Below are 17,333 nucleotides of genomic sequence, written 5' to 3'. Positions count from 1 at the left end.
TCCTCTCGCGTTCTCTTCAAGCCGTCAACTCGAAGCTACGGATCACGGTCGTTGCGGACCATGGCGGCTGCTGGCGGATGAAGGGTGGGGATAACCCGAGGTCATGGAACGGCGCGGTGTCGCACCAGCCACGGATTGATCACAGCCTCGGCTTCCCGCCCCGGCCGTACCCAGGCTGCGGCAGCATCACGGTGCATGAGCAGAGACCGCTACCTCGACTTCCTTCGCGCCTGGGCGATCGTCCTGGTGGTACTCGGACACTGGCTGATCACTGCCCTGGTCCGGGCGCCCGGCGGGGAGATCACCGCCCCGGAGCTGCTGGCGACCGTCCACTGGACCCAGTGGCTGACCCTCGGCTTCCAGATCATGCCGCTGTTCTTCCTTGCCGGAGGCCATGCGGCAGGCGGGTCCTGGTCCAGGACGCGTGAGGCGGACGGTACGGCGGCCGGCTGGGTGAGGCGTCGGGCGTTGCGGCTGCTTCTTCCGGCGTGCGCGTACAGCGGTCTGGTGCTGCTCGCCGTCGGGGTCTGCTCTGCCGTCGGCGTGGACGCCGGCACTCTGGCCCTGGTGGGGTGGGCCATGGCGATGCAGTTCTGGTTCCTTCCGGTGTATCTGCTCCTCAGCGCCCTGACGCCGGCGCTGCACGCGGCGCACCGGCGCTGGGGTCTCCTGGTGCCCGTGGCGATGGGGGCGGCGGCCCTGGCGGCGGACACGCTGGTGGTGGCCGCGCAGGTCCCGTACATCGGACTGCTCAACTACGTGCTCGTGTGGGGCGCGGCGTACCAACTCGGCTTCTGCTGGCACGACGGCTCGCTCACCGAACGCCGGCCGGTACCGGCCGCGATGGCGGCCGTCGGCGGACTGGCTTTCGCCGCACTGATCACGGTCGGTCCGTTCCCCGTCAGCCTGATCATGGTGACCGGCCAGACACCCAGCAACACCAACCCGCCGTCGGCGGCCATGCTGGCGTGGGCGGTGGCCCAGACAGGCCTGTGCCTGCTCATCGCACCGACGGCCCGCCGCTTTCTGGCCCGTGCCCGGATATGGCGGGTGGTACGCCCCGTGAGTGGCGCGAGCATGACGCTCTACCTCTGGCACATGTTGCCCGTGCTGGTGGTCGCCGCCGCGTTCTACCTGACCGGACTCGCGCCGGAGCCCGCCTTCGGGTCCGCGGCGTGGTGGTGGCTCCGGGGGCCGTGGCTGCTGGTGCTCGGCGTCGTACTGGCCGGTGTCCTGCTGGCGTTGAGGCCGTTGGAGCACTGGCTGACGCGCGCGTACGAGCGGACTCTGCCGGACGCCGGGACGAACCGCTCCTGGCAGCTGTGGCTCGGTCTCGCGGCGAGCGTCGCAGCGCTGACCCGCTTCGCCGTGCAGGGCTTCGCGTACGAGGGCCGGTTCCCGCTCCTGCCCGCGCTGGGCCTGGCGTTGGGCTTGGGCCTGGTGATGACACCCCGCCGCAAGGCGGTGCGCCCCCGTGAGGAGGAACCCGAAGGGGCCCTGCGCGAGGCCGCCTGACGGAGCGGGCATGCAGCGCTGCGGGACCCACCCGCGACAGCGGTGATCGACCAGCAGGATGTGCGTCAGCTCCCTGCCGAACGCCCAGACATCGGCTGCGAGCGGTCCCTCCAGCAGCGCCGCGGGGCGGGACAGCCCACTGACAGCCCGGAGTTCACCAGTTGATGTCGGCCGCCACCGGCAGGTGGTCGCTGGCGGTGGCCGACAGCACCCATGAACTCTCCGGTTTCACGCCGCTCACCAGGATCTGGTCGATCCGCGCCACCGGGAACTTCGCGGGCCAGGTGAAGCCGAAGCCGTCGCCTGCCGTGTCCTGCGCCGAGTGCATCCGCGAGGTGATGCCGGCGAACGCGCGGTCGTCCGTGGTGCCGTTCATGTCGCCGAGAAGCACCACGCGTTCATTGCGCTCGGCGGCGATGGCCTTGGCGAGCGCCTGCGCGTTCCTGTCCCGCGAGTCGGTCCAGAAGCCCGCCCTCGGGTTCACGCGCACGGAGCCGAGGTGGGCCACGTACACCGCCAACGGTCCTTGGTGGGTGGTCACCGTGGCGCGCAGCGCCCTGGCCTCGGCCATTTTGACGGCAAGAGGTTTCCTCTCCCCCAGCGGCCCGGCGTCCGTCCGGATCTCGACCGGACCGGTGTCCGACAACGGCAGCTTGCTCCACAGACCGACCGTGCCGAGGACCACGTGGTACGGATACGCCTTGGCCAGCGCCTTCTCGTACTGCGGCTTCGCCTGCGTGGTGATCTCCTCCAGGGCGAGTATGTCCGCGCCGGAGGCGGTCAGGTCGCGGGCGGTGCCGGCCGGGTCGGGGTTGTCGGCGCCGACATTGTGGCTGACCACGGTGAGGTCGCCGCCGGCGTGGGACTTGTCGCCGAGCAGGCCGCCGAAGAGGTTCAGCCACACCATGACGGGCAGCAGCAGCGCGGCCACGACGGAGAGCGAGCGACGCCAGAGCGCCCCGGCCAGCAGCACGGGGATGAACAGACCGAACCACGGCAGGAGCGTCTCCACCAGACTGCCCACGTTGCCGATCCGGTTGGGGATGCTCGCGTGCAACATCATGAGCAGGCCCAGCAGCAGTGCCAGCGCCGCGAGCACCGGGCCGCGCTTCCAGGGGCCCGGCCGGGAGGTGGCGCGGATCGTACGGCGGATGCCCGCGCGCCAGCTGCCTGAGCCGGTGTCCGGGCGGCCGGCAGCCCCCTGACCGGTCCGTTCCGCGGTGTCGACCTGCATGGTCAACTGTCCCTGTTCACTACCGGTCACTGCTGCATCCTCGGGTCCTGGGTGGGGTCGGCGTACGTCCGCGGGCAGCCGTGATCGATCGCTTCGGAGCGCAGCTCGTAATGCCAGGGTTCGTTCCGGTAGATCTGGCAGAGACCGTACGCGGCGCCGTGTTCGGACAGCCACGCCGTCGCGTCGGTGTGCCCGATATCGACCGCCTTCCCCGACACATGGGGAGACGTTTCGGCGGTGGCCACCCAACGGGCGGCCTCGGCCTTGGAGCCGTACTTGGAGACTGCTTCGCGAAGAAGCTGGTCCTGATATTCCGGGGAACGCCAGCCACTGTTGACGTAGAAGGAGACCCGGTCCTCCGCGGCATCCTTTGCGGCCTGCCGGAGGGCTCTGAGGAGATCGGGATCGAGGTTGGCCACCGCGGGAATCGCGTCATCGAAGACCGTCGCACCGTCAGGGACGGCGCCGACGGCTTCGCCCCGCGCGCCACGGTGCTCGCCGCGAAGCATCTTCGAGGGCGACGCGAAGGGCAGAGCCGGCGAGAGGGACGAGTGCCCGGCCTCCTGATGGTCCAGGACTTCGGCGATCGCCGCGATGACGACGATCAGGCCGATGGCGAGGAGCCACCGGATCCGGCGGGCCGGTTTTCGTGCTGATGAGAGGGGTCGAGTCATACGGCCAGTCAAAGCAGCGCGGTGTTGCCGACACGTATGGGGATTTCGATACGCCGACGATATGTCCCGACTCGTAGCATCGACGGCATGCGTGTGCTGCTCGTCGAGGACGAACCCCTGTTGGCAGAAGCCATCCGCGACGGTCTGCGTCTGGAGGCGATCTCGGCCGACATCGCGGGCCACGGCGACACCGCCCTGGAACTGCTGGACATCAATACCTACGACATCGCCGTCCTCGACCGCGACATCCCCGGCCCTTCCGGTGACGAGATCGCCAAACGCATCATCGTCTCCGGCAGCGGCATGCCGATCCTCATGCTCACCGCGGCCGACCGTCTCGACGACAAGGCCAGCGGGTTCGAACTCGGCGCCGACGACTACCTCACGAAACCCTTCGAACTCCGGGAACTCGTACTCAGGCTGCGCGCACTCGACCGCAGACGCGCCCACAACAGGCCTCCCGTACGCGAGATCTCCGGTCTGCGCCTCGATCCGTTCCGCAGAGAGGTCTACAGGGAGGGCCGTTTCGTCGCCCTGACCAGGAAGCAGTTCGCGGTGCTCGAAGTCCTCGTCGCCGCCGAAGGCGGTGTCGTCAGCGCCGAAGAGCTCCTGGAACGCGCGTGGGACGAGAACGCCGATCCGTTCACCAACGCCGTACGCATCACCGTCTCGGCCCTGCGCAAACGGCTCGGCGAACCCTGGATCATCGCCACCGTGCCGGGCGTCGGGTACCGCATCGACACGCAGCCGGACACCGGCCACGAGGGAACAGACCATGGATAGGGCTCCCGGGCCGAGCGTCCGCCTCAAACTCACCCTCAGCTACGCGGGGTTCCTCATGCTTGCCGGAGCCCTGTTGCTCGCGGCGGTGTGGGTGTTCCTGCTTCGCTACGTTCCCGACCGGGCGATGCTCATCAACCCGGATGACAAACCGACGGGTGGTGTCTTTCCCGTACGGTCCGTGCTCCTGGAGGTCTTCGCCCCGAGGGCGGCCGCGGTCATGGTCTTCCTGCTGTTCTTCGGTCTCCTGGGAGGGTGGATCCTCGCCGGCCGTATGCTCGCTCCGCTGACGCGCATCACGGATGCCACGCGCAAGGCCACGCACGGGTCGCTCTCCCACCGGATCCGGCTGCCCGGCCGCAAGGACGAATTCCGCGAACTCGCCGACGCCTTCGACGCGATGCTCGTACGGCTCGAAGCACACGTCGCCGAGCAGCAGAGATTCGCGGCCAACGCCTCTCACGAGCTGCGCACACCGCTGGCGATCTCCAAGGCGCTTCTCGACGTGGCCCGCAACGATCCGACCCAGGACCCCGCTGAACTCGTCGAGCGGCTGCACGCGGTCAACACCCGGGCGATCGACCTGACGGAGGCACTTCTCCTGCTCAGCCACGCCGACCAGCGGTCCTTCACCGCGGAACGTGTCGACCTGTCCCTCTTGGCCGAAGAAGCCACCGAGTCGCTCCTGCCCCTCGCGGAGAAGCATGGCGTCACCCTCGAGACGAGCGGCGACATCACGCCCACGATCGGATCTCCGGCGCTTCTGCTGCAGCTGACCACGAACCTCGTGCACAACGCGATCGTCCACAACCTGCCCGGACAGGGCGCCGTGTGGGTCACGACCGGCCTCCGCTCCGGGTCGGTGGTGCTCACGGTCGAGAACACCGGCGAGATGCTCACCCCCCAACTGGCATCGACTCTCACTGAACCCTTCCAGCGCGGCACCGAGCGCATGCACACCGACCATGCGGGCGTCGGTCTCGGCCTGGCGATCGTCAAGACCATCACCCGCGCGCACGACGGCACGCTCACCCTCACGCCGCGCTCTGCCGGCGGGATCCGCATCACGGTCGAACTGCCCGTGGCCGCCCCGCACTTCTGATTCCCCAACAGTTCTTCGCAAAGAACCCTTTGCGAAGAACTGTTTGCGGTCTAGGGTGGCGCCATGACCGAAACCAGCACGGGGCCGGACGGCCCGAAGCGAGAAGTCGACGCGATCGTCCTGGACGCCAAGGGGCTGCGCGCTCTGGCGCACCCGGTACGTGTGCAGTTGGTCGGGCTGCTGCGCCAGCACGGCCCCTCGACCGCGACCCGCCTCGCGGAGCGGCTCGGCGTGAACTCGGGGACGGCCAGCTACCACCTGCGCCAGCTCGGCGCGGCCGGGTTCGTCGAGGAGGACACGGGACGCGGCAACGCGCGGGAGCGCTGGTGGCGTTCGCTGCACCAGATGACGTACCTCGACGACCCCGAGCTGACCGAGCGCGAGCCCGAGGCCGCCCTGACCTACCTGCAGTCCGTCGCCGCCACCTACACCCTTCGCGCACAGCGGGCACTCAACGAGCTCCAGACGATGCCCCCTGAGTGGCGTGACACCTTCGACATGAGCGACTGGCCCCTGCGGCTCACGCCCGAGGAGGCCGCCTCCCTGCGCCAGGAGCTGCACACCGTTCTCGCCCGCTACCGGCGCGAAACGCCGGAGGCGGCGGCGAACGCCCCCGAGGGGGCGGAGCGGGTTTCCGTCATCACGCACCTCCTGCCCGAACTGGACACGTCTTCGGAAACGACAGGAGCTGCGGCGCCGTGACGAAAGACGACACTGGTTGGGACGGCATACCCGCAAAGCGGTCCTTACGACCGCTGGGCGGAGTCCTTGCCGCCATGGCCGTATCGCTCGCCGGTACGCGTATCTCCGCCGTCGCGCTGCCCTGGTTCGTGCTCGTCACGACCGGCAGCGCCACACAGACGGGGCTGGTCGCCTTCTGCGAGATGGCTCCGTACGTGGTGGTCAAGGCGTTCACCGGACCACTGGTGGACCGGATCGGCCCGCGGGCCGTTTCGTGGACCACCGATCTGGCCAGCGCGACCGCAGCCGCGGCGGTTCCCCTGTTCCACGCCCTGGATCTGCTCTCCTTTCCCCTTCTGCTGACACTTGTGGCGCTGATCGGCGCGGCCCGTGGTCCCGGCGACCTGGCCAAGGAAGTCATGGTCCCGGAAGCCGCCGAGCGCAGCCGGGTGGCGCTGGAACGGGCCGCCGGTATCTCCGGCGTGACCGAGCGGCTTGCGTCCACCGTCGGCCCGGCGGCCGGCGGCGCTCTCGTGGCGGTGCTCGGCCCCATGCCGGGGCTGGTCGTCAACGCTGGCTGCTTCGCTCTCGGTTCGCTGATCATCGGGGTGGCGATGCCCCGCGGGATGGGGCACGCCGTCGATGAGACGCCCGCGCAGACCGGAGAGACGGAACCGGGATACTGGCAGCGGTTCGGTGAGGGATTCACCTTCCTGCGCGGCGATCCGTTGCTGCTGACCGTCATCGTCATGGTCGGCGTCACCAACCTGCTCGACGCAGGCTTCTCCTCCGTGCTCGTGCCCGTCTGGGCCAGAGAGTCCGGCAACGGTCCGGCCGCCCTTGGGCTGCTGGGCAGCGTCATGGGAGCCGCGGCGGTCGCGGGGAGCCTGATAGCTGCGCTGGCCGCGCAACGGCTGCCACGCCGGATGGTGTTCTTCGCCGGGTTCCTGCTGGCCGGGGCTCCGAGATTTCTGATCCTCGCCTCCGGCGCTCCGATGGGCGCGGTGCTGGCCGTGTTCGCCGTCAGCGGGTTCGGGGCGGGCTTCGTCAACCCGGTGCTGAGTGCCGTCCTCTTCGAGCGGGTGCCGCGCCGGATGCTGGGCCGGGTCAACGCCCTCGGTGACTCGCTGGCCTGGGCCGGCATCCCTCTCGGTGGGCTGATCGCCGGAGCGGCGGTGGCCGCTGTCGGGCTCACCCCGGTGCTGTTGGTCGGCGGCGCCGGGTACTTCCTCACCACGAACCTGGCCGGTCTGCGGCCGGAATGGCGCGAGATGGACCAGGTCCGTGGGCGAGGCGTCGCAAAACCTCGATCCGAGGAAACCGCGGATGGCGTTCGGCCGACCGGCACGAAGCTCCCGACATGACGTGCGGTCAGAGGTAGAGCGCAGGGCACTCGGCGAGTTCGACGGATGTGCGGACACCGCTCTCCTGCGCGCGGACCCCGGCTTCGGCAACGGCAGCCGCCGCGTAACCGTCCCAGGCGCTGGGTCCGGTGACCCGGCCCTGCCGGGTGGCGTCCACCCATGCCTGGACCTCCTGGTCGTAGGCCTGTGCGAACCGTACGAGATAGTCCTGGGCCACCTCCTCGTACGCGCCTTCGGCGGTGGTCACCACCATCGCGTGCTCGTCGCCGATCCGCGCGCTGCCGCCCTCGCAGACCGCCTCGCATCTCACCTGGTAGCCGAAGCCCGAGTTGACGAAGATCTCCACGTCGACCAGCGCGCCCGACGCGGTCTCGAACAGCACCAGTTGGGGGTCGGCCAGCCCCTCGGGGGCGTGCGAGGAGGGCCGGGGTTTCAGCACCGTCACGGCCGTCAGTTCCTGCCCCAGCAGCCAGCGGGCAGCGTCGATCTCGTGCGAGACGGAGCTGTTGACGAGCATGACGGAGGTGAATCCGGGCGGCGAAGAGACATTGCGGTGCGTGCAGTGCAGCATGAGCGGCCGGCCCAGCCGACCACTGTCCAGGAGGGATTTGAGACGCAGGTACTCGGCGTCGTAACGCCGCATGAACCCGACCTGCGCAAGCCGCCGCCCCAGGCCCGCCTCGGCTTCCACGACCCGAAGCGCACCGGCCGAGTCAGGCGTCAGCGGCTTCTCGCACAACACCGGCAGGTCGCGCGCGAAGGCAGCGAGGAGCACTTCCTCGTGCGCGGGCCCAGGTGAGGCGATCAACACCGCCTGGACATCCGGCGCATCCAGCGCGGCCATCGCGTCCGCGTGGACCGAGACGCCGTCGATGCCCGCGACGACGTCCTTGGCCCGCCCGGTGTCGGGGTCCGCCACCGCGACGACCCGGGCCCCGCTCACCACGCGGTCGATACGCTGGATGTGATCGGCTCCCATGTGTCCCGCACCTATGACTGCCACACGCAGTGGTTCGCTCACGCGCCACGCACCTCTCACCGATCACCAACAACATGCAGGCGCCGTGCACTCGCCCGTGCTGGCTGTGTATCACAGAGCCCCCGGGGCGGACCATGCTCGGGATAGGGTGATGCAAGATGTGCAAGTCCAATGCAGAACGAGGAAGGGCATGGCCATCCGAGTGACCGACGCGGGAACGAACCAGAGTGTGGAGCGGGCCGTCTCGGTGCTGCGTGCGTTGGATTCGGGACGGGCCGAACTGCGGGTGTCCGACGTCGCCGAGGTGACGGGGCTCGGCTCGTCCACCGCTTCACGGTTGTTGTCGACGCTGGAGCGGCTCGACATGGTGGAGCGGGACCCGGTCAGCAATCTCTACCGGTTGAGCCTCGGGACGCTGTCGCTGAGCGCCACCGCCCTGAACCGTCATCCGGTGCACCGTGCGTCGCGGATGGTGCTGCAGGGCCTGGCCGCACGCACCGGACTCGGCGCGAACGTCGCCGTACGCCGCGGTGATGTTCTGCTGTTCCTCTGCAACTTCGAGGGCACACGCGCTCCGAAGTCGTACACCCAGGCCGGGGACACCGCACCGCTGCACGCCACCGGTATCGGCAAGTGCCTGCTCACCCGACTCACCCCCAAGGAACGGCGCAGGCTTCTCGCCGAACCGCTCGCAGCGCACACCGAGTTCACCACCGTCAGCCACGATCTGCTCGACGAGGAGATCGACACCGTACGCAGGTCGGGGTACGCGGTGGAGGCCGAGGAAAGGGCGCTGGGCCGCGCTTCGCTGGCGGCTCCGGTGCGTGACGCGTCGGGCGACGTCGTGGCCGCGATCTCCCTGTGGGGGCCGACCTCTTTGCTCGGTGGCCAGGCCAAGGCGACGCGGCCCGAGGACGAGGCGCGCACGGCCCTCACCCGCGAGGTCATCGAGGCCGCCGACGCGATCAGCCAGGCGCTCGGGGGCATCTGAACCGCCGCATACCGAGGCCCCGTTGACCGTCCGCGTCGCTCAACGGGCCTTGGCCATGGGAGCCTTGCCCGCTACGCCCCGTACACCTTGAACGCGACCACGTGCGCACGCGGTGCGCCGTGTGTCGCGTCCACCATCAGCCGGAGCGCACGGGTCTGTGCGGCGATCCGGTGCACCCGGTGGCGGCGGCGGTTGCCGGTCACGGTCAGCAGGGTCTGCCAGGCACCCTCGGAGTCCTGGTGCTGGATGCGGTAGTCGCGTACGAGTTCCGGCATGACCTCGAACGGGGTGCGGTGGCGGTGCAGGTTGTTCAGGTATTCGTCGACGTCGTCGTCGAACACCACGCGCACCTCTGCCAGTTGCCGCTGCTGGTCCCAGTCCAGGCGCAGCCACTCATCGGCCCGATCCGGGTCGGCGAGCGGTTGCGAACACCACATCTGCGGCCCCCCGTAGGGGCGTTGGAATCCGCCGACGGCGCGCTCGGGGGCGAGAGCGCGGGTATCCGGTGAGGCACGGAAGCAGAAGGTGTGCCGGCGCAGACCCCGGGCCTGCCACTCCAGGACCAGCTGTCCTTCCTCTTCCGGAATGTCGTGATCGACGGCTGCGTCTCCCTCGGCTCGGCGGCGGAACGCAAGGACACCGTCGGTCCGTTCGGGCACGAGGACGAGCGAGGCTCCGGGGCAGGCCCGGACCACCAGGACGGCATGGCCCGGCTCTTGGGGGTGGTGGTCTAGACGCGCGGTCACCCAGTGCGGGCCGCCCGGCGGGACGGGAACCGTGGTGGTGGTGAGGTGGTCGACGGGTACGGCGTTCTCGGGGCGGCCCGTGCCCCACAACTCCACTACGAGTTCGCCGGGTTGCCCGTCCGGAGCGCCGTGCACGAGCAGGTCGACCGCGTCTAGCGAGGGGTCCACGGGCAGCAGCAGCGCCAGGTCGCGGGTGAGCGGATACGGCTCCCCCTGCGCACCGTCCGGCGAGGGCTCGGCGGCCAGGCGGCCGAGGTGCGAGGAGGCGCTGACGCGGGCGGCGTGGGCCAGGTCGGCGGGGTCGTCGTCGCGTACACCTATGACGGACGCATCCTGGCGCAGCAGGGTGCGGCGTACCAGCTCCGGTTGTTTGGTGGCCAGTTCGCGCGGCGTGAGTCCTTCTTCGACGCACAGGGCGGCCGCGGTGCCGGCGGCTTCCCCGAGGGTGGCGCAGGTGGCCATCACGCGGGTGGCGCCGAAGGCGATGTGGGTGGCGGAGATGTTGCGTCCGGCGAAGTGCAGGTTGGTGACGTTCACGGAGTAGAGGGATCTCAGCGGGATGTGGAAGATGCCGTCCGCGTAGCGCTGGCGGGCGCCGGGCTCGTCGGCGTACATCCCCTGCACGGGGTGGAGGTCGACCGACCATCCGCCGAAGGCGACACGGTCCTCGAACTGGCGCTGGCCGAGGATGTCCTGCTGCGTCAGGACATGGTCCCCGACGAAGCGGCGGTACTCGCGCTTTCCGGGCAGGCTGCCCACCCATTCCAGGGTGAGGTTCGCGGCGTCCGGGAACTCCCCCGAGTTCTTGATGTGGTCCCAGATGCCCATGATGACGGCCTGGAGCTCGTCGCGGATGCGCTCGTTGTCGTGGACCGTGTCGAGTTCGCCGCCCCACTCGATCCACCAGTAGTCGCACCCGTTGTCCCCGGTGCGCAGCACGCGGTTGCGCAGGATGGGCGTCGTGGTGAGATCGCGGGCGTAGGCGGGCGGTACGAACTTGACGGGCCGGCCGGCGTCCTTGGTGTGGAACAGGATCGTCGAGCCGAGGAGCGCCTCGTCCGCCTCGTCGGGCGCCCAGGGTTCGCCGTGTTCGGCCTGCGCTTCGCGGCCGACCCGGTACCGCGCGCCTGCGAGGTGTCCGAGCAGTCCGTCGCCGGTGCAGTCCAGGAACTGCCGTGCGTGGAAGGTGATGCGGCGTTCGGAGCCCATCATCCAGCCGGTGCAGGAGTGCAGTTCACGTGCGTCGTCCGGTCCCGATGCGTGGGCCTCGCGTATGTCGGTGTTGAGGTAGAGGTCCAGGTTCGGTTCGGCGAGGACGGCGTCGAGGACCACCTGATCCCAGTAGTACGGGTTCCCCTCGGGGTTGCGGTACTGGTTCTCCGTGTAGAGCTCGCCCATGATGCCGGTCTCGCGCGCCCATCGGTGCACCCCGTGTGCGGTGGCCCCGCAGACCCAGACCCGTATCTCGCTGCTGGAGTTGCCGCCCAGGACCGGGCGGTTGTTGACCAGGGCGACACTGCGTCCGAGCCGGGCCGCGGCGATGGCCGCGCACACCCCTGCCAGGCCGCCGCCGATCACGGCGATGTCGTAGTGGGCCTCTTCTTCCCGCACGTGCGGCCTCCTCGGTGGTGGAACCAGGCGCGACGAACGTACATTACATCCACATAGTGCAACTACCGTTCACTCGATGGGACTTGCCGCGTGGAGCGCCCCGCGTGATGCGGAATTCACCCTCAAATCACCCTACTTTGCGCCGCCGTCCGCGCCCGGAACGGAGATACAACGCGCAAGAGGGTTGACGCTGTTGCGTCATATGGAGAACGATCCCGCATGTCGCAAGCAAGTTTCATTGGAGCATCAATGGCATCCAGTCAGGGCTCGGAACGGGTCCCCTCCGAGAGGACAGAGCAATGACCAGCGCCTCACCTCCCGACACCACGGCGCGCCCCCGCGCACGGCACGGTGGCCGGCTCTCCAACGGAGCCTTCGCGCTGCTGCTCACCGCACCGGGCCTCGCCCTGTTCGCGGCGATCATCGTCTATCCGCTGGTGTCGGCGCTGTTCACGGGCTTCTTCAAGCAGGATCTGCGGCTGCCGGGACGCGAGTTCGTCGGCCTGGACAACTTCACCTACTGGCTGGACGGCGACTTCGTCACGATCCTCAAGCAGACGCTGATCTTCACGGTCGGGGCGACGATCGTCCCCTTCGTGATCGGCTTCGCACTGGCTCTCGCGCTCAACACGGGCCTGAAGGGCAGCGGCTTCCTGCGCGGGCTCTTCCTCTTCCCGTGGGTGATCCCGGGCGTGGTGGTCTCCTTCCTCTGGATGTGGATCTTCAACGCCAACTACGGCGTGCTCAACGGGATCCTCATGCAGACCGGAATCACCGACGAGGCCATCACCTGGCTCGGGCAGCCCGGTACGGCCATGCTCGCCGTCATCATCACCAAGACCTGGGCCAGCTTCCCCTGGATGATGGTGATGCTCCTCGCCGGCCTGCAGACCGTACCGAGGGAACTGCACGAGGCGGCCTCGATGGACGGGGCAGGTGCGGTGCGACGGTTCTTCGCCGTCACCTGGCCACAGGTCCGCGGCGTCGCCTCCATCGTGCTGCTGCTGGAGTTCATCTGGAACTTCCAGCACTTCGACACGATCTACGTCCTCACCGGCGGCGGCCCGGCGGGCTCCACCGAAACCTTCGCGACGGCCGTGTACCAGTCCGCCTTCAAGGGATTCGACCTCGGCCGGGCGACCGCACTGGGCGGTCTGTGGATGCTGCTGCTCCTCGTCCTCGTCGCGGTCTACCTCAGGATCGCCGAGCGGAAGGACGACGCCCGATGACGTCCACGACCACCACCCCCCTGTCCGGCGCCGACACGCTCGGGCCGACAACTGCACCCGCCCGGAGCTCTTCCCGGCGCCGGATACGCAAGGACCTGCTCCGCTCGCGCATCGCCGCCTGGTCGGCCGTCCTGGTGATCGGCGCGTTCGGGATGCTGCCGGTCTACTGGCTGCTCGTCACGGCCCTGAGCACCACCGATCAGGCCTTCCAGTTCCCGCCGAAGCTGATCCCCACCGAGATCACCTTCAGCAACTTCTCCGCACTCGCCGAGAACGACCAGCTGCTCAAGTACCTGTTCAACTCGATGATCGTCGCGTCGATCACGGCGGTGCTCAGCGTGATCGTCGCGACGTACATGGGCTACTCGTTCTCCAAGTTCCGCTACCGCGGGCGCCGTTCGCTGATGCACCTGGTGCTGGCCTCCCAGATGTTCCCCCAGGCGCTGCTCCTGGTGACGCTGTACACGGTGTTCTCCAGCTTCGGACTGCTGAACACGTACACCGCGCTGGTGCTCTCCTTCACCACCTTCACCATGCCGCTGTGCGTCTGGATGCTGAAGGGCATTTTCGACACCATCCCCGACGCCCTGCTGGAGGCCGCCTCCATCGACGGCGCCTCACGGTGGCGGACGCTGCACTCGATCGTGGCGCCGCTGGCCGCGCCCGGGATGGTCGCCGCCGGACTGTTCGCCTTCGTACGCGGCTGGAACGACTTCATCTTCGCGCTGACCCTGGCCGACAAGGAGAAGCAGACCCTGCCGCCCGGGCTCGTCTCCACCTACATCGGTGAATTCCAGACCTCCTGGCCCCAGTTGATGGCGGCCTCGCTCGTGGTGTCGGTCCCGGTGGTCGTCGCCTTCATGTTCCTGCAGCGCTACCTCGTCGGCGGGATGACCGCCGGCTCGGTCAAGAGCTGACCCCCGCTCCTCCCTCCCCTTCCGTACTCGTCCCTGGAGTCACCATGACCACCTCTGGCATCAGCCGGCGCAGCGCCCTTCGGATGTTCGGCATCGGCGCGCTCGGTATGGCCGGCGCCGGTGCGCTGGGCGCCTGCGCTCCGTCCGGCGGCAGCACCTCAGGCGGAGGCGACACGAAAGCCAAGAACTTCGACTTCTCCTCCTGGTCCCTCAACGAGGCGACCGCCAAGCCCGCGATCGAGAAGATCATCGTGGCCTGGGAGAAGTCCGAGAAGGCGAAGATCCGCACCGTCGCCTACCCGTACAACGAATACCTGAGCCAGCTGACCCTCAAGCTCGGCGGCGGCGAGACGACCGGTGCGGTGCATCTCGACATGGCCTGGCTCGGCACGGTGGCACAGATGGGCAAGCTCGCCGACCTCGGCCCCGTGGCCGCGAAGGGCGGTTACACCGAGGTGGCGCTGAACAGCGGCAAGTACGACGGCACGCAGTACGGCCTGCCCTGGAACACCGGATCGATCGGGCTCATCGCCAACTCCAAGCTCCTGGAGAAGGCCGGCATCAAAGAACACCCCACCACCACCGAGGAGTTCGAAGCCGCGCTGCGCGAACTCAAGAAGCTCGGCGGCGGCATCGTCCCCTACGCCGCGGCGACCAAGGTCGCCCAGCTCAAGGACATCTTTCCCTGGATGCAGACCTTCGGCTGCACGCTCCTGGACGGCGACCAGGTGACCATAGGTGACGACGCGTCCATCGACGCGCTCACCTGGTACAAGAAACTGCACGACGCGAAGCTGATCGCCTCGGATGTGGACCGCTTCGACGCCCGGGCCCTGTTCGGGCAGGGGAAGGCCGCGTTCTACGACGACGCGATCATCGGCAAGGGCGTGACCTCCGCACAGTCCAAGGACAAGACACTGGCCGCGGCGATGCAGCCGGTGCCCCGGCCGGTGCTGCGCGCCGGCGATTCGCCGAGGGCGCTGCTGTGGGGCGGCGTGATCGCTGTCGTCAAGGGCAAGGGACAGGAGGCGGCAACGCAGTTCGCACTGCACACCACCTCCGACCAGGCCACCACATCGCGGTACTTCGCCGACCTCGCCCTGCCTCCGTCCACCACCAGCGGACTTGCCGACCCGAAGGTCGCGAAGGACACGTTCACCACCGAGTGGACCGAGAAGATCACCAAGACGGCGACCGGCAGCCCCTTCTGGCGCTTCGCACAGAACGCGCAGATCGAAGAGGCGGTGGCCAAGCAGGTGCAGGCCGTCCTGGTCGGCAAGTCGTCGCCGAAGGACGCGATGAAGCAGGCCGGCAAGGAGGTCTCCGACCTTGTCAAGCGCTGATCCTTCGCCCGGCGACCGCGGCGCGGGCACGAACCAGAGCGTGGAGCGGGCCGTCTCGGTACTGCGCTCACTCGACTCCGGACGCGCCGAACTCCGCGTCTCCGACGTCGCCGAACTGACCGGGCTCGGCTCCTCCACCGCTTCCCGGCTGCTGTCCACCCTGGAACGCCTCGACCTGGTGGAACGCAACCCGGTCAGCAACCTCTACCGGCTGAGCCTGGGCACCTTGTCCCTCGCCACCACCGCCGTCAACCGTCACCCCGTGCACTGGGCGTCCCGTACCGTGCTCCAGGACCTGGCCGCGCGCACCGGCCTCGGCGCGAACGTCGCCGTCCGGCGCGACGACGTACTGATGTTCCTGTGCAACTTCGAGGGTGCCCGCGCGCCCAAGTCGTACACGCAGGCAGGACACACCGCGCCCCTGCACGCCACCGGCATCGGCAAGTGCCTGCTGGCCGGCCTCTCCCCCGAGGAACGGCGGAAACTCCTCGGCGAACCGCTGGAGTCGCACACCGAGTTCACCACCGTCAGTCACGATCTCCTCGACGAGGAGATCACCACCGTGCACCGGACCGGATACGCGGTGGAAGCCGAGGAACGCGCCCTGGGCCGCGCCTCGCTGGCCGCCCCCGTACGCGACGCATCCGGCGACATCGTGGCGGCCGTGTCCCTGTGGGGGCCGACCTCCGTACTGGGCGGCGGAGCGGGAGCCGAGACCCGCAGCGCACTCACTCGCGAGGTCATCGAGGCCGCCGACAGGATCGGTCAGGCACTCGGCGCCGCCTGAACAACTCACGCCTCGGTAGCCCTGGTTGAGACACGAGACAAAGGAGTCTCCATGCGTCACGCCCGCGCGCGCTCGTTCGCGGTTTCGGCTGCCGCCATCGCAGCCCTGGTCACGCCCTTCCCCGCCGCGCATGCCGCTCCCGCGACCGCCGAGGCGGCCTCGGTCGAGACGGTGCCGTACACCATGGACTCGTCGAATCAGGCCGCCTGGTGGACACCCGCCACCACCTACAAGGGGAGCGGCCAGTACACCTATTTCGCCTTCGACGAGCCCGGCTCGACCGCCGCCACACACCGCCCTGCGATCGCCCGCAGGGACCCCGCCGGCGCCTGGAGCCGACTGCCCCTCCTCGGCACGGACGGCAAGCAGGCCGAGTTCACCGACGACAACGGCCACAACCAGCCGTCGATCGCCCGGGACGGCAGCGGGCGCCTGCACGTCTTCACGTCCATGCACGTCAACGCATGGCGCTACTTCCGCTCCGACGCAGCCGGCGGCAGTGTCACCGACCATGCGACAGAGATGCCCGACCAGGGCGAGGGCATCACCTACCCCGTCCTGACCACTGCCCCCAACGGCGACCTGTACCTCATGGCCAGAGTGGGCGCTGCCGCCGACCAGCGCCCCGGCAAGCTGTACCGCTGGAACAACGCGACCGCCACATGGAGCGTGGTCGCCACCTTCGCCTCCGCATCCGACCGGGCCGTCTACCCCGACTCCCTCGCCGTGGACGCCGCAGGGCGCGTCCACATCCTCTACGAGTGGTCCAAGGCGCCCTCGTCCTCCTTCCGCCACCAGCTCTCCTACCTGCGCTACGACCCGGCCACCGGTGCGTTCGCCGACAGCTCCGGCAACGCCGTCACCACTCCGGCAACCCCCGGATCCGCCGACGTGATCCAGGGCCTGACCACCGGCGAGCAGTGGAGCAACGACAACACCGGATACACCGGGCCCGCCGTCCAGAGCGCCAAACTCACCCTTGACGGCTCCGTCCCGAAGGTCGCCTACCGCTACCGCTCGGCCGACAGCGCCGGCAACTTCCGCGTCTACTACGCCTATCCCAGCGGCGGCGGCTGGGCCCGCCAGACCGTGTACGCCGCAGGCCAGACCACCGCCGCACTCGGCATCACCTGGGACGAGACCGACAGCAAGCGCGTCTACTACGTCACCACGTCCGGCACCGACCGCGTCATGGCCGCCACGGAGGCGGGCGGTGCGTGGACGTCGGCCTCGGTCGTCCCCGGCCTGACCGCCGACCGGCTGGCAGTGTGCCGCGACTCGGACGGGAACGACGTGCTGTACCTCCCGGACACCGCTCACAACACGCTGTACTACGCGCGCCGTTGAGCCCAGATCCCCCTCCGTGCCCGCCGCACATCA

General features: G+C 69.0%; 15 protein-coding genes. 11 read left to right on the top strand and 4 right to left on the bottom strand.

Annotated elements, in window-relative coordinates:
• Positions 1–195 precede the first annotated feature (195 nt).
• On the top strand, positions 196–1,515 hold the full coding sequence (locus AB0H78_RS26210) for an acyltransferase (RefSeq protein WP_363237040.1): 1,320 nt from the start codon (positions 196–198) through the stop codon (positions 1,513–1,515).
• Between the two features lie 154 nt (positions 1,516–1,669).
• On the opposite strand, the gene AB0H78_RS26205 is transcribed toward AB0H78_RS26210, so the two are convergent.
• Positions 1,670–2,749, bottom strand: a complete 1,080-nt coding sequence (locus AB0H78_RS26205) for an endonuclease/exonuclease/phosphatase family protein (protein WP_363237166.1) — start codon at positions 2,747–2,749, stop codon at positions 1,670–1,672.
• 26 nt (positions 2,750–2,775) lie between these two features.
• Complete coding sequence (locus AB0H78_RS26200) at positions 2,776–3,423, bottom strand: M15 family metallopeptidase (protein ID WP_363237039.1); 648 nt, start codon at positions 3,421–3,423, stop codon at positions 2,776–2,778.
• Positions 3,424–3,510: 87 nt separating this feature from the next.
• On the opposite strand from AB0H78_RS26200, the gene AB0H78_RS26195 reads away from it, so the two are divergent.
• The 4 genes from AB0H78_RS26195 to AB0H78_RS26180 all read left to right on the top strand — a co-directional run bounded on the left by AB0H78_RS26195 (position 3,511) and on the right by AB0H78_RS26180 (position 7,350).
• Positions 3,511–4,206, top strand: a complete 696-nt coding sequence (locus AB0H78_RS26195; RefSeq protein ID WP_363237038.1) for a response regulator transcription factor — start codon at positions 3,511–3,513, stop codon at positions 4,204–4,206.
• Positions 4,199–5,305 carry a HAMP domain-containing sensor histidine kinase gene (locus AB0H78_RS26190; RefSeq protein ID WP_363237037.1) on the top strand — a complete coding sequence of 369 codons (1,107 nt, stop codon included), beginning with the start codon at positions 4,199–4,201 and terminating at the stop codon, positions 5,303–5,305. Before AB0H78_RS26195 ends, AB0H78_RS26190 begins: the two co-directional genes overlap by 8 nt.
• Before the next feature lie 63 nt (positions 5,306–5,368).
• A complete protein-coding gene (locus tag AB0H78_RS26185; protein ID WP_363237036.1) occupies positions 5,369–6,007 on the top strand; it encodes a helix-turn-helix domain-containing protein in 639 nt (212 codons plus the stop codon).
• A 74-nt stretch (positions 6,008–6,081) separates the two neighbouring features.
• On the top strand, positions 6,082–7,350 hold the full coding sequence (locus tag AB0H78_RS26180) for an MFS transporter (RefSeq protein WP_363237165.1): 1,269 nt from the start codon (positions 6,082–6,084) through the stop codon (positions 7,348–7,350).
• 7 nt (positions 7,351–7,357) lie between these two features.
• Here the strand turns inward: AB0H78_RS26180 and AB0H78_RS26175 are convergent, their stop codons facing one another.
• Positions 7,358–8,371: a Gfo/Idh/MocA family oxidoreductase gene (locus tag AB0H78_RS26175; protein ID WP_363237035.1), complete on the bottom strand. Its 1,014-nt coding sequence runs from the start codon at positions 8,369–8,371 to the stop codon at positions 7,358–7,360.
• Between the two features lie 148 nt (positions 8,372–8,519).
• Here AB0H78_RS26175 and AB0H78_RS26170 point away from each other — a divergent pair, with 148 nt between their 5' ends.
• Positions 8,520–9,320, top strand: a complete 801-nt coding sequence (locus AB0H78_RS26170; RefSeq protein WP_363237034.1) for an IclR family transcriptional regulator — start codon at positions 8,520–8,522, stop codon at positions 9,318–9,320.
• Between the two features lie 71 nt (positions 9,321–9,391).
• On the opposite strand, the gene AB0H78_RS26165 is transcribed toward AB0H78_RS26170, so the two are convergent.
• The gene (locus AB0H78_RS26165) at positions 9,392–11,677 is read right to left on the bottom strand and encodes an FAD-dependent oxidoreductase (RefSeq protein WP_363237033.1); all 2,286 of its coding nucleotides are present in this window, start codon (positions 11,675–11,677) and stop codon (positions 9,392–9,394) included.
• A gap of 299 nt (positions 11,678–11,976) precedes the next feature.
• Here AB0H78_RS26165 and AB0H78_RS26160 point away from each other — a divergent pair, with 299 nt between their 5' ends.
• The 5 genes from AB0H78_RS26160 to AB0H78_RS26140 are packed head-to-tail and all read left to right on the top strand — an operon-like array spanning position 11,977 to position 17,300.
• Positions 11,977–12,906, top strand: a complete 930-nt coding sequence (locus tag AB0H78_RS26160; RefSeq protein WP_363237032.1) for a sugar ABC transporter permease — start codon at positions 11,977–11,979, stop codon at positions 12,904–12,906.
• Positions 12,903–13,823 carry a carbohydrate ABC transporter permease gene (locus tag AB0H78_RS26155; protein WP_363237031.1) on the top strand — a complete coding sequence of 307 codons (921 nt, stop codon included), beginning with the start codon at positions 12,903–12,905 and terminating at the stop codon, positions 13,821–13,823. The genes AB0H78_RS26160 and AB0H78_RS26155 overlap by 4 nt, the downstream gene beginning before the upstream one ends.
• Positions 13,824–13,867: 44 nt before the next feature.
• Positions 13,868–15,166 (top strand): ABC transporter substrate-binding protein, encoded by a 1,299-nt coding sequence (locus tag AB0H78_RS26150; RefSeq protein WP_363237030.1) that lies wholly within the window; start codon positions 13,868–13,870, stop codon positions 15,164–15,166.
• Positions 15,153–15,953, top strand: a complete 801-nt coding sequence (locus AB0H78_RS26145; RefSeq protein WP_363237029.1) for an IclR family transcriptional regulator — start codon at positions 15,153–15,155, stop codon at positions 15,951–15,953. The genes AB0H78_RS26150 and AB0H78_RS26145 overlap by 14 nt, the downstream gene beginning before the upstream one ends.
• 51 nt (positions 15,954–16,004) lie before the next feature.
• Positions 16,005–17,300 carry a BNR-4 repeat-containing protein gene (locus AB0H78_RS26140; RefSeq protein ID WP_363237028.1) on the top strand — a complete coding sequence of 432 codons (1,296 nt, stop codon included), beginning with the start codon at positions 16,005–16,007 and terminating at the stop codon, positions 17,298–17,300.
• Positions 17,301–17,333: the final 33 nt, after the last annotated feature.

Origin of the sequence: Streptomyces sp. NPDC050738 (assembly GCF_040654175.1) — a bacterium.
Taxonomy (GTDB): Bacteria; Actinomycetota; Actinomycetes; order Streptomycetales; family Streptomycetaceae; genus Streptomyces.
Note: the sequence above shows the minus strand (reverse complement) of the source record. Positions and strands in the feature narration are given on the sequence as shown.

Excerpts from the sequence above, each read along its gene's own strand:
- AB0H78_RS26210 (WP_363237040.1), top strand. The coding sequence starts at position 196 with ATGAGCAGAGACCGCTACCTCGACTTCCTTCGCGCCTGGGCGATCGTC.
- AB0H78_RS26205 (WP_363237166.1), bottom strand. The coding sequence starts at position 2,749 with ATGCAGGTCGACACCGCGGAACGGACCGGTCAGGGGGCTGCCGGCCGC.
- AB0H78_RS26200 (WP_363237039.1), bottom strand. The coding sequence starts at position 3,423 with ATGACTCGACCCCTCTCATCAGCACGAAAACCGGCCCGCCGGATCCGG.
- AB0H78_RS26195 (WP_363237038.1), top strand. The coding sequence starts at position 3,511 with ATGCGTGTGCTGCTCGTCGAGGACGAACCCCTGTTGGCAGAAGCCATC.
- AB0H78_RS26190 (WP_363237037.1), top strand. The coding sequence starts at position 4,199 with ATGGATAGGGCTCCCGGGCCGAGCGTCCGCCTCAAACTCACCCTCAGC.
- AB0H78_RS26185 (WP_363237036.1), top strand. The coding sequence starts at position 5,369 with ATGACCGAAACCAGCACGGGGCCGGACGGCCCGAAGCGAGAAGTCGAC.
- AB0H78_RS26180 (WP_363237165.1), top strand. The coding sequence starts at position 6,082 with ATGGCCGTATCGCTCGCCGGTACGCGTATCTCCGCCGTCGCGCTGCCC.
- AB0H78_RS26170 (WP_363237034.1), top strand. The coding sequence starts at position 8,520 with ATGGCCATCCGAGTGACCGACGCGGGAACGAACCAGAGTGTGGAGCGG.
- AB0H78_RS26160 (WP_363237032.1), top strand. The coding sequence starts at position 11,977 with ATGACCAGCGCCTCACCTCCCGACACCACGGCGCGCCCCCGCGCACGG.
- AB0H78_RS26155 (WP_363237031.1), top strand. The coding sequence starts at position 12,903 with ATGACGTCCACGACCACCACCCCCCTGTCCGGCGCCGACACGCTCGGG.
- AB0H78_RS26150 (WP_363237030.1), top strand. The coding sequence starts at position 13,868 with ATGACCACCTCTGGCATCAGCCGGCGCAGCGCCCTTCGGATGTTCGGC.
- AB0H78_RS26140 (WP_363237028.1), top strand. The coding sequence starts at position 16,005 with ATGCGTCACGCCCGCGCGCGCTCGTTCGCGGTTTCGGCTGCCGCCATC.